The 11,536-nt window shown below is 68.7% G+C and carries 10 protein-coding genes; 2 read left to right on the top strand and 8 right to left on the bottom strand.

Annotated elements, in window-relative coordinates; translation table 11 throughout:
* Positions 1–3 precede the first annotated feature (3 nt).
* The 4 genes from R2B67_RS02715 to R2B67_RS02700 all read right to left on the bottom strand — a co-directional run bounded on the left by R2B67_RS02715 (position 4) and on the right by R2B67_RS02700 (position 3,704).
* Positions 4–276, bottom strand: a complete 273-nt coding sequence (locus tag R2B67_RS02715) for a DUF3253 domain-containing protein (protein ID WP_317816263.1) — start codon at positions 274–276, stop codon at positions 4–6.
* A gap of 68 nt (positions 277–344) precedes the next feature.
* Positions 345–749: an SRPBCC family protein gene (locus R2B67_RS02710; RefSeq protein WP_317816262.1), complete on the bottom strand. Its 405-nt coding sequence runs from the start codon at positions 747–749 to the stop codon at positions 345–347.
* Between the two features lie 94 nt (positions 750–843).
* Entirely contained in the window at positions 844–1,887 is a 1,044-nt protein-coding gene (locus tag R2B67_RS02705) for a CBS domain-containing protein (RefSeq protein WP_317816261.1), read from the bottom strand.
* The gene (locus tag R2B67_RS02700; RefSeq protein WP_317816260.1) at positions 1,884–3,704 is read right to left on the bottom strand and encodes a GmrSD restriction endonuclease domain-containing protein; all 1,821 of its coding nucleotides are present in this window, start codon (positions 3,702–3,704) and stop codon (positions 1,884–1,886) included. The genes R2B67_RS02705 and R2B67_RS02700 overlap by 4 nt, the downstream gene beginning before the upstream one ends.
* Before the next feature lie 324 nt (positions 3,705–4,028).
* On the opposite strand from R2B67_RS02700, the gene R2B67_RS02695 reads away from it, so the two are divergent.
* On the top strand, positions 4,029–5,042 hold the full coding sequence (locus R2B67_RS02695) for an EcsC family protein (RefSeq protein WP_317816259.1): 1,014 nt from the start codon (positions 4,029–4,031) through the stop codon (positions 5,040–5,042).
* Between the two features lie 129 nt (positions 5,043–5,171).
* On the opposite strand, the gene R2B67_RS02690 is transcribed toward R2B67_RS02695, so the two are convergent.
* The 4 genes from R2B67_RS02690 to R2B67_RS02675 all read right to left on the bottom strand — a co-directional run bounded on the left by R2B67_RS02690 (position 5,172) and on the right by R2B67_RS02675 (position 9,954).
* Positions 5,172–5,789: a TetR/AcrR family transcriptional regulator gene (locus R2B67_RS02690; RefSeq protein ID WP_317816258.1), complete on the bottom strand. Its 618-nt coding sequence runs from the start codon at positions 5,787–5,789 to the stop codon at positions 5,172–5,174.
* 239 nt (positions 5,790–6,028) lie between these two features.
* Positions 6,029–7,627 carry a succinic semialdehyde dehydrogenase gene (locus R2B67_RS02685; protein WP_317816257.1) on the bottom strand — a complete coding sequence of 533 codons (1,599 nt, stop codon included), beginning with the start codon at positions 7,625–7,627 and terminating at the stop codon, positions 6,029–6,031.
* A gap of 15 nt (positions 7,628–7,642) precedes the next feature.
* Complete coding sequence (locus R2B67_RS02680) at positions 7,643–8,569, bottom strand: acetoacetate decarboxylase family protein (RefSeq protein ID WP_317816256.1); 927 nt, start codon at positions 8,567–8,569, stop codon at positions 7,643–7,645.
* A gap of 140 nt (positions 8,570–8,709) precedes the next feature.
* Positions 8,710–9,954, bottom strand: coding sequence for an NADH:flavin oxidoreductase/NADH oxidase family protein (locus R2B67_RS02675; protein ID WP_317816255.1), 1,245 nt, complete (start codon positions 9,952–9,954; stop codon positions 8,710–8,712).
* A gap of 553 nt (positions 9,955–10,507) precedes the next feature.
* Here R2B67_RS02675 and R2B67_RS02670 point away from each other — a divergent pair.
* On the top strand, positions 10,508–11,482 hold the full coding sequence (locus tag R2B67_RS02670) for an alpha/beta hydrolase (RefSeq protein ID WP_317816254.1): 975 nt from the start codon (positions 10,508–10,510) through the stop codon (positions 11,480–11,482).
* Positions 11,483–11,536: the final 54 nt, after the last annotated feature.

The following is an 11,536-nucleotide window of genomic DNA, read 5'->3' as shown; positions in this document are numbered from 1 at the left end:
GTCTCAGCGCAGGCGCCGAATGCGGATCGGCCCGTGCGCCTCGTCCGGATCGACGGGCCGGCCACCCTGGGTGATCTCCACCTCCCCGGCCGCCACCAGCCGCCGCGCCGCCCGGCGGACCGGCTCCATGAGCGCGCGCCAGCCGTCGTCGTCCCCGTCGTAGACCGCACGCGCCGCGTCGGAAGGGCAGATGGTCGCGGTGGGCGCGCGCCCGTCGAGCAGCTCCAGGATGGCCTGTTCAAGCCGCTGGTCCTGCTGCTGCCCGGGTTCGTTCATGCGGCGAGTGTCCCATCGGTCCCGGAACCCTGCGCGCAGAACGCCCGGCCGGCTTCCGCGGAACCCACTCAGCGGGCCCGCCCGCCGTCTCCCGGGGACACCAGTCGACGCAGGGCGAGACGAGCCAGGGGCGCGTACACCACGACAACAGGCGCCGGTCCCTCGATGCGCAGCTCGGTCTCCGCTCCGGACGGCGCACGCTCCCGCACGGCGTGCCACAGACGCATCCGCACCGGCCCGATCCGGACCCGCCAACTCCAGGTGCGAGCCTCATGGTCGACGGCCTCGACGAGAAACCCGACCCCCGGCCCCACCACCGGCACCACCCGCCCACGCATCCCCGCCCGCAGCTCGGCCTCCGCCTCCACGGCCCGGATCTGCGGAGCCCACGTCGGCCAGCGATCCGTCCGGATGTACCGCTGCCAGACCGTCTCCGCCCTCGCCGCGCCCACGGCCCGTACCGTTCGCCTCACGCCTTCACGCTGCTCGTGATGACCATCGCCGGCAAACTGGTCCCGCCATCTGGCGCAGCAGCTTGCACAGAGCCGTCCAGCAGGAGGGGCGCGATCAGGAGATGAACGCCCGCAGCAGGGTGGCGAAGGCGGTCAGCTCTTCGATCATCTGCGTGGGGAGTGGCTTCTCGTCGAAGTGGGCGATCCTGTTGCGGATGTCCTTCACTCGCTTCAAACGGCCGATGAACTGCTCCCGGGGCATGGTCGGCCACTTCAAAGCCTCCCAGTTGAGATCTGCGCGCTCGGCGAGCGACTGCTTCATCTGGTCGCCGTCAAGGAGCTTCAAGTAGTCGCCGAACATCAGGTCCGACACTTGGCCAGTGCGGTGTTCGGGCTTCTTGTTCGTCTGGACGGCTTTGACGGACTCCTCGTCCAGGACCGTCCCCAGACAACGGCGCAGCAGGGACTCGATCTCCCCGACGATGAAGAAGGGCCGCGCCGACCCTGCGAAGCGCTCTGTGACATCCGCGGCGGTGACAATGCCCGACAGGCAGCCGTCGTCGCCACGTACAAGCAGGTAACCGTGCTCCCTGACCACCGGGAGAGCGGCGAAGAGCTCCTGGCGCGCGTCCGCGACCGGCAGGGAATCCTTCTCCATGGCGTTCTCCAGCGTGGCGGACTTGCCCGCCTCATACATTCTGGCGACGGAACCCCAGGTGACCACGCCGTGGATCTGTGCCATCCCGGTGGTCACCGGCACCTGGGAGAAACTCTCGGTACGCATCAGGAAGGTCGCGTGAGCCAGGGAGTTGCCCAGGGTCACTCCGCGCACGCCCCGCTTCGCCGACGGGATGTCACCAAGCAGCAGTCGTTGGGGAAGCGAGGGGAGTGCCTCGTCCATCTCCGCCCCCGCGTCGCTCTCGACGGGCCTGGCTTGAGCCGGGACGGAGGTGATGGGGACCACGTCAACACTGCTCCGCAGTCCGCAGATCGCGAAGTCCGGGAGCGTCGTCAGTCCCGAGTCCGCCAGCGCCTGCGAGATCAGGTGCACCGTGCGGTGATCGCGGACCCGTACCTGGAACAGGTCGAGGATCTTTTGCACGGGCACGGTCTGGCCCTTGAGCGCTGCGAGATCCTTCTCGCTCGGCCTGGTGGTCATCGTGCGTCGCCCTCGGACAGGTCACGGAGCATCGTGCGCTTGCCCATGGCGGACTGCACCAGATCCTGCAACTGCCGGGACCGGTCGGTGTAGAAGCGCTTGTAGTCGCTCTCGCGGAGCGACTCCGGATCGATCAGGTGGGTGGCCACAATGTCGTCGAACCACTCCGGGCGCGTGTCGGAGGCGGCGATGAGGGTGGAGAGGTAGGACGACGGAGCCCCCATCATGTCCATCGTGGCACGGTAGGACAGCGGGGTCTTGTTCACGATCGAGTTCGTCGGCAGACCCTGGCTGTTGCCCCGGCGGAACCAGGCCTTGGGGAAGATCTGCCGGACGTCGACGCTGTACTCGTCGAGCCGCCCCGCGCTGAGAGGGGAGTCCGTGTAGTGCCAGTCGACCGCGCCCTGCTTGATCAGCAGAGCGTAGATCCCCTTGTAGGCGGCGCTGTTGCGGGTGGTGAGGGTGTCGAGCCGCTCGGTGAAGAAGAAGGCGTCCGCGACCGTGTCGGGCGCGCGGTCCTCCTTGCGGATCCAGTCGACGAGCTGCTCGACGTCCCGGGTGAATCGCGTTTCGGTCGAGCCGCCGTACATTTCACCCAGAACTCCGCACCAGTACCACTGCTCGATCTTCTCCTGCGGGACCGGGCCTTCCAACTCGGTCGCGCCGAGAATGGCGCGGACGGCCGCGAGCGGGACGAGTTGCGTCTTGTACGGAAGGTCGTTGGGCCGGACGATGCACTGTCGTTCCAGGAAATCGCCCACCCATGCGAAGGCCTCGGCCAGTGCGGGCGCCAGCCGGACGAAGTCGGCCAGCGGGAGGTCGAGCAGGTCGCGCCGCTTGCATGACACCGCGGCTCCGGCCCCCGCTTCCTTGCGCTCCCAGGTGCGCACCAGAGCGATGGCCTGCAGAAAGTCGATGCTGCTCAGGCCGTTCTCCAGGCCGCTGTCCAGTCGGCCGAAGACGGGATACTGCGACGCCACCGTCTGCTTGATCTCCCGCCACACCTCGGGAAGCTGGTAATAGTCACCGGTCTGTTCGACGTACTCCGGGTCGCCGGCGTACGTGGCAGTGAGCAGTTCGAAGACGTTCAGGGGCACGCCGCCGGTGTTGACGCGCTCGAACACGGCGCATACGGCGTCCATGGAGGTGGAGGCGGCCAGCCGGATCATCGGCACCTGGAAGGCGCGTACCTGCTGGAGGACCAAGTCGTCGAACTGGCCCCAGCGGTCCCAGTTCCGCTCTTCGTCCGCCTTGATGTATCCCCTCTTCCACTGGTTGACGCGCTGGGCGTCGAAGACCAGGTGCAGGGGGAAGAGGTCGGCCGCGCACTCGGCCTCCTCGGTTCTCAGATCCAGGACCACCGTGCGGTTGAAGTCGGTGCGGAGGACCTTGTCCGCCGGGACGGACAGGATCGCCTCGTCGCGGTCGGCGGCGGGCCCGACGGACTTCTCGATGTCGACGTAGTACCAGCGCTCGATGGGCTTGCCTCGGGAGTCCGACGTCTCCACCGGGGCGTCCAGCCACAGTGCCTGGAAGAGGGAGGTAAGGCGCTGCTGTCCGTCCAGCAGCAGGAGGTCCGCCTTCGGGTCCCCGTCGGGTCGGGCGCCGGTGAGCGTACGGGAACGGAAGCGGGTCGCACCACCTGTCTGCAGCGTCATCACCACGCCGAGCGGGTAGTCCAGCGTTACTGTCGCGATAATTGCCCTGATTCGGTCGTCGTCCCACTTCCAGTTCCGCTGGAAGTCGGGCAGTTGTAACGCCCCTGAGGCGACATCCGCGAGTACGTCCCGGAGCTTGAGATTGTCCAGTGCCGCCATGTGTCTCTCTTCTCACCCTGCCGCATGTACGGAGAGTGATTCCAGCAGCCATCTCGGGTGACCGTCAACCGGTTCTCCGATGAAGGGGATCTCCACGAACGCGTCCCACTGCCGTCGTGACAGCTTCGGCCCGCTCGTTCTGCCCTGCTTCATCGTCCGAATGGACATACTCCTGGCGCGTGTGGCCGTTTTGCTGCGCGATGCGTCCGAGCTCCTAGAACATGGCATCAGTGTGTGGTGACCGGCTTCTCCGCGCTGCGGTTTCACGCACGGGTCGGCCGGTAAGCGTGTGGACCCGGCGTTCACAGTCGAATGGAGAACTCAATGAGCACCTACGCCGACCCGCTCGTCGACGTCGTAGCCCCGATGAGCACGTACGAGGCGCAGGTATGGGAGACGCTCAGTGAGCACTGGCAGCGCCGCAACAATCGCCGTGGTCTGCCCAACTGGGCGAGCGCCGCGCTCGGTCGCACTGGTGAGGTCGCCGGAAACGCCGCGAGAAGGGTTACGGATGCTGTGCCGGAGGCGGTCACCGAGCCGATCCGTCGCGCAGGCGACGCGGTCACCGACAAGGCCGTGCGACCGGCGCTCGCAGGGGCGGCAGCGGTGCTCGAACTGGTCAACGACTGGGCCATGGAGCTCAACGACCCCAAGAACGTGGAGAAGCTCGCCCGCAAACGAGGGCTCGAACTCGACAGTTTCACCGAACTACGGCAGCAGGACCTGAAGGTCTGTGACCGTTTGCTGACCCGCAACACCCTCAAGTGGCGGACCACCGGTGCTGTCGAAGGCGGTGCCATGGGGCTGCTGGCCATGGTCCCGGTCGCCGGAATACCCGTCGCGATGACAGCGGACATCCTCGTCGTCCAGGTCCTGAGCACGTCGATCGCGGCGCGTGTCGCGTACTCCTACGGCTACGACGCCAAAGACCCCGAAGAGCAAGACTTCATCCAACGCCTGGTACAGCGCTCCTTCTTGGCACAGGCGACCAAAGCCAAGCCGCTGCGCGAGACCGCGCGGGCGGCGAACGCGGTCAAGGGACGCATCAACTGGTCGCAGAAGCTCCGCCAGGACCACCGGCTCCTGGAGGCCCTCGAGAAGCTGATGCAGCAGCTGGGCCCTGCCGGCTCCAGAGTGCCGGTCAAGAACGTCGCCAAGGTCGTGCCGATCGTAGGTGTCCTCATAGGCGCCGGCATGAATTCCGCGATTCTCGGCAGGGTGGCCGCCGACGCCCAGCGCTACTGCCAGACCCGATTCCTGTGCGAAAAGTACGGGCTGCCGCTGCCGACAGCACTGACGGCCGACCCGGACGAGGACCCTCAGACCGACGCCACGTGAGTGACTGTCGCCGGGCTCCCGACGCAGCCCCTGCGTGTGCCCATTCGAACCATGAGCGAGGGGACCAGTGGCTCGTTCTCACCGTGAAGGCAGAGACGGTCCCAACCTCTTCCTGCGCTTCTGGGGGGCCTAGGCCGCAGGCTGGGCGGCGGCTGCGGCCGTGCGGGACATCGCCGGGGAGGCGTTGAACAGGGCGTGGACGGCGGAGTTGACCTGGGCGGCGACGGCTTCGGGGGTGGAGGTGTCGAGTTTGCCGTCGAGGTGCAGGAAGGCGAGGCCGTGGACGAGGGCCCAGACCGTGGTCGAGAGGGCGTCCGCGTCCACGTCGGGGAAGGTGGCGCCGACGATGGTGCGGACGTACTGCGAGATGGCCTCGGTCGCGGCGACGCGCTCCGCGCTGGTGGGGTCGCAGGGCTCCGCGAACATCGCCCGGAAGAGGGCCGGGTGCTCCAGTGCGAACTGTACGTAGGCGACGGCGACCGCGGCGAGTTCGTCGGGGGTCGAAGGCGCGGGGTGGGCTTGTGCCAGGGATCCGGCGAGCTCGCGGTACCCCTCGGCGGCCACGGCGGAGACCAGGGCCTCGCGGTCGGCGTAGTGGCGGTAGGGGGCCGTCGCCGACACCCCGGCACGGCGGGCCACCGCGCGCAGCGAGAGGCCGGCGCTGCCGTCCTCCTCCAGGAGCTCGCGCGCGGCACGAAGGCAGGCGGCGCGCAGATCGCCGTGGTGGTACGTGCTGCTCCGAGGCATGAGCCGTGCTCCTTATGTTTGTCATGTCCACATCTCCTCCCTGATGTGAACGATGTATACATCTTAGGTGATGGGGAGGGGAGAGGAAACCGGGCCTGTCCGCGAGCGGTTTCCGTCACCGCTTCTCCCGGAGCGGAAGAGGGCGGGGCCCGCCCACACGGCGGGCCCCGCCCTCTTCGGCCCCGCCCTCTTCATGGCTCGTGCTCCTCATGGGCTGGGGCTGTCCGGTCCTCCGCGGTTCAGCGGACGCCTGCCGACTTGAGGAGTCTGAGTGCTCCGGTCAGGAGGACGGCCCAGGTTTCGGGGCTGATCCGGGCGGGCGGGGTGAAGCCCTGGATGCGCTGGTGGGCGATGGTCTGGGGCTCGGTGTACTTGAGGATGCCGTCGGCGCCGTGGCGGCGGCCGAGACCGGAGTCGCCCATGCCGCCCATCGGGGCGTCGACGCTTCCCCACGCGGCGGCGAAGGCCTCGTTGACGTTGACGGTTCCGGCGTGCACGCGGGCGGCGACGGCGCGGCCGCGGGCTCCGTTGCGGGACCACACGCTGGCGTTGAGGCCGTAGGAGGTGGCGTTGGCGAGGGTGACGGCTTCCTCGACGTCGCGGTAGGTGTAGATCGAGACGACCGGGCCGAAGGTCTCGTGGTCGTACAGGGTCATGTCCGGGGTGACGTCGGTGAGGATGGTCGGCTCGTAGAAGAGCGGGCCGAGGTCGGGGCGCGCCGTGCCGCCGGCGAGGACGGTGGCGCCCTTGGCGACGGCGTCGTCCACGTGCTCCGTGACGGTCTTGAGCTGGGCGGGGGTGGTGAGGCTGCCCACGTCCATGCTGTAGTCGTACGCGGCGCCGATCGTGAGCTTCCGCGTCCGGGCGGTGAACGCGGCGACGAACTCGTCGCGGATGGACTCGGCGACGTACAGGCGCTCGATGGAGACGCACAGCTGACCGGCGGAGGGGAAGCAGGCGGCGACGGCGCCTTCCGCCGCCTTCTCGATGTCGGCGTCGTCGAGGACGATCATGGGGTTCTTGCCGCCGAGTTCGAGGGAGGCGCCGATGAGGCGTCGGCCCGCGTCGGCGGCGATCTGGCGGCCGGTGGCGGTGGAGCCGGTGAACATCATGTAGTCCGCGTTGTCCATCAGCGGGTCGCCGATGGAGCTGCCGCGGCCGATGACCATCTGCCACACGTCCCGGGGGAGCCCGGCCTCGTACATCAGGTCCATGGACCACAGCGCGGTCAGCGCGGTCTGGGTGTCGGGCTTCTGGACGACGGCGTTGCCGGCCATCAGCGCCGCGATGGTGTCGCTGGCGGCCATGCTGAGGGGGTAGTTCCAGGGCGAGATGACAGTGACGACGCCCTTGGGGTGGTGCAGTTCGGTGGTATGCGTGAGCAGCGGGATCGCGCCGCGACGGCGCTTGGGGCTGAGGTACTTGGCGGCGTTGCGGGCGTAGTACCGGGAGACGATCCCGATGTCGACGACCTCCAGGAACGCGTCCCGGCGGGTCTTGCCGTTCTCGGCCTGCATCAGGTCCAGGGCCTCGTCCTGACGGGCCAGGACGAGGTCGTGGTAGCGCAGCAGGATCCTCTTGCGCTCGCTCAGGGGGGTGGCGGCCCACACCTTCTGCGCGACCCGGGCGCGGGCGAAGGCGGCCTCGACGTCATCCGGCGTCGAGACCGGGAGGTCGGCCAGGGGGACGCCGGTGTAGGGGGCGGTGGTGGTGACCCGTACGGCGTCCGGCGCGGCGGATACCCGTGCGGTCAGCCGTCGGAGCAGCGTCGGGGCGATGGACCCCGGCAGGGCCGCGACGCGGGTGGTCGTGGGGCGGGTTGCGTGTTCGGTGGTCATGGCGGGGCTCCTTGCTCACTTGTTCCGGGGCGGGACCGAGGTGGGGACCGGCATGTGCAGGGCGGCCTGGCCTTCGGTCATCACGTCGAACTGGATGGTCCGCTTCGGCTTGAGCGACCGCAGATCGTCGGACATACGGCCCTCGCCGAGCTGGAGCGTGACGCCGCGCGTGCTGCGCGTCGTGCCGGCGTTCAGCACGTTGGTCTGGTTCAGGGTGGAGTGCCACCCGCCGTTGATCGACGTGTACGAGGTGAGCGAGCCGACGCGCTCCCCGCTCACGTACGCCCTCTGGGTCGGGGTGGCCGCCGAGAACGCCAGATCGACTCCGCCGGCGTCGTTGGCCACGCGGGCGGTCGTCCGGACGTCGTTGATGTCGACGTCGAGGTCGGTGACCCACTTGGGGAAGCCGTAGCCGTCGTGGCCGCGGACCTGCGCGATGTCCGAATTCACGGGCAGGGACAGCACGTAGGCGTCGAGGTGTTCGTTCTTGAGGCCGGTGACGAGGTCGAAGAAGCCGAGCTTCCCGTGGCGGGCGGGCTTCACCGCGATGCCGACCGTGGCTTCGGTGTAGAAGTCGATGTCGCACACGTCGTAGCGGAAGAACATCACCGAGATCAGCCCGAGTCCGGGCACGATCTCCAGCGGCGAGAGCTCCTCGGGCAGGCGGGTGCGGATCGCCTTGGACGGGGCGAGCATCGTCAGCCGGGCGGTGGACATCGTGTAGTAGAAGTTCGGGGTGAGCGTCGGGCCGATCGGGGAGTCGACCTTGATCTTGGGCAGTCGGCGGAAGAAGTCCACGCCGCTGACGCGCGGGTCCCGGGCGATCGCGTCGAGGTCGGGGTTCATCCGGTACCGGTCGTACAGACCGCCCTTGGGGACCGTGACCTCGCGGCCTCGCAGGTCGACCTTGACGGTGTCCTTGTCCTTCTGCGGGGAAGGCATGGTGTGATTTCCTCTCATGTTAACGGCGTATACATGACGGTATGGGTGCTCCAGCCCTCGGGCGGCCTGGTCGGGGCCCGTGGCATCCGCCGGCCCGGCGGTGCCCGGCTGTTCGTCGTCCCTGGTCCGGGTGCCGCCGCTCAGGCCGCGTTCCGGGGCTCGGCCAGCCAGGTGCGGTAGCGACGCAGGGCGGTTCGCTGCTTGCGCTGTTCGGAGATCAGGGCGATCGCGGGGTGGGTGCCGGGCTTGGGCCTGCTGCCCCGGGCGAGGCGGCGCATCTGGTGGCGGACCTGGGCCATGCTCGCGGCGGATGCGAGGGCCTTGTCGGACCACTTCACCGGGCGCATCCGGCGGTCAGCCTCGCGGCCGCCGCGCCAGCGGTCGGGCAGATCGGGCGTGACGGCGAGTGCGGTGCCCATGCCGATGACCGCGACGCCGCTGTCGAGGACCCGCTCCGCGGTCCTGCGCCGGGTGATGCCGCCGGTGAGCATGAGGGGGACCGGACTGGACTTCACCAGGTCCTTGGCCAGATCCAGGAAGTACGCCTCACGGGCCTGGGTCCGGGTGTCGGCGGCCCGGCCGGTCATGGCCGGGCTCTCGTAACTGCCGCCGGAGAGTTCGACCAGGTCGACGCCGAGAGGTTCGAGCATCTCGATGACCTGGCGGGCGTCCTCGGCGTCGAATCCGCCGCGCTGGAAGTCGGCGGAGTTCAGCTTGACCGCGACCGCGAAGGACGGTGACACGGCGGCCCGTACGGCCTTGACGATGTCGAGCAGCATCCGGGCGCGGTTCTCCAGGGGTCCGCCCCAGTGGTCGGTGCGCTTGTTGACCAGGGGGGAGAGGAACTGCGACAGCAGGTAGCCGTGCGCGGCGTGGATCTCGACACCGTCGAAGCCGGCCTTCTCGGCGCGGTGCGCGGTCACCGCGTACCGGGTCACGGTCTCCTCGATCTGCTGCGCGGTCATGGCGCTGGGGCGGCCGAACCGGCTGCTGTGCTTGCCCAGGCTGACGCCGATGTCGGACGGACCCCAGACGACGCCGGGCATGTCGGAGGCGATCTGGCGGCCGGGGTGGTTGATCTGCATCCATATAGAGCCGCCGCCGGACTTGCCCGCCTTCGCCCACTCGGTGAACGGCTCGAGCGGCGCGTTCTCGTCGAGCACGACACCGGCGGGGCCGGTCAGCGCCTCGGCGTGGACCATGACGTTGCCGGTGATCAGCAGACCCGTGCCGCCGGCCGCCCATCGCCGGTACAGCGTGAAGAGCTGCTCGTCGGGCAACTGGCCGTCACCGGCCATGTTCTCCTCCATCGCAGCCTTCGCGATCCGGTTCTTCAGTGCCCGCCCCGAGCGCAGGTGCAGCGGTGAGAACAGCTCGCCGGTCATATCGATTCTCTCTTTCCTCTTGATCGCCTACGATGTGTACAGCACTCACATTAGCCCAGGAATGTAATCAGCGTAAACATTGGGAGGTGTGGACTGCGTCGCACCGGGCGGGGGGAAGGTGCCGCTGTCCGGGCTGCGGCCGTCATCCTGCGGTTCGCCACCCGGCCCGCGTACCTCTGGCTCCAACTCGGTGGTGGGGTAGGCGCGTTCTGCTTCACCCTTCCCTCCGCGGCGCCCGGCGTCAGGTGTCCTTCAGGTCGATCCCCCTGGTCTCCCGCATGAGGTCGCACGCGATCCCCTTGACCGGGCGCGGCAGCCTGATGCGGTGCACCCCGGACCACCTCGTCTATACGGCCCAGCGCAGCCCGCTGCGGCATGAACGGCTTGCGGACTTCTGTGCGGGTTGCGGTGGACGAATAGGGCACAAAGGATGGAATCGCTCATTGTCCTCTGGGGCGTCCACCGCTTCGGCAGCCGATGGGGTCGCGTGAACAGGGGCACGCATGTGTGCCACGGACGGGGCACACGGGTGTGCCCATGAAAGGGAGTCGACATGACTGATCTACCTCCTCCGATCACCCCGTATCTCGAGCCTGCGGCGAGGGAGTTGTGTGAGGCGACGGACCCGCATCCGCGGATCTACGAGGTCCCGCCGGAGAAGGGCCGTGACATCCTGCTCGGCCTGCAGAGTGACGAGAGCGTGCCCCGCCCCGAGGTCGACGAGGAGTGGGTCGAGGTGGACGCGGGCCGGTGGGGCACGGTCCGCACCCGGATCATCCGGCCCAAGGGAGCGACCGGGCAGCTGCCGGTGGTGTTCTACATCCACGGCGCCGGCTGGGTCTTCGGCGACGACAAGACCCATGACCGCCTCTTCCGTGAACTCGCCGTCGGCGCCGGTGCGGCGGGTGTCTTCCCCGTCTACGACCGCGCACCCGAGGCCAAGTACCCCACGCAGGTGGAGCAGAACTACGCCGTGGGCCGGTGGGTCCTGGAACACGGTGCGGAGCACGGCCTGGACACCTCGCGGATCGCCGTCACCGGCGAGTCGGTCGGCGGCTGCATGTCGGCCGTCTTCGCGCTGATGAACAAGGAGCGCGGCGGGATCGACCTCAAGGCGCAGGTCCTGCTGTACCCGGTGTCCGACGCCGACTTCGACACCCCGTCCTACCTCCAGTTCGCCGAGGGCTACTACCTCACCCGTGACGGCATGAAGTGGTTCTGGGACGCCTACACCAGCGACCCCGCCCAGCGCACCGAGGTGTACGCCGCCCCGCTCCAGGCATCCCTGGACCAGCTCCGGGGGCTGCCCACCACCCTCGTCATCACCGACGAGGCCGACGTCCTGCGTGATGAGGGCGAGAGCTACGCCAACAGGCTGCGCGAGGCCGGCGTCGACGTGACCTCGGTCCGGGTGGCGGGCATGGTCCACGACTTCCTGCTCCTGGACAGCCTCCGCGACACCCGCGCCGCCAACGTCGCCCGCACCCTCGCCGTAGACGCCCTCAAAACGGCCCTGCACGACAGCTGAGACCCGCCCGGTTGCCCAGGCTGGCCGGTCACCTCGCTCTGTGTGACCGGCACG

The sequence above is a fragment of the Streptomyces cyaneofuscatus genome (genome assembly GCF_033109485.1).
In the GTDB taxonomy this organism is placed as follows: Bacteria; Actinomycetota; Actinomycetes; order Streptomycetales; family Streptomycetaceae; genus Streptomyces; species Streptomyces cyaneofuscatus.
The sequence above is the reverse complement of the archived record's forward strand: the minus strand, read 5'-3'. Positions and strand labels throughout refer to the sequence as shown.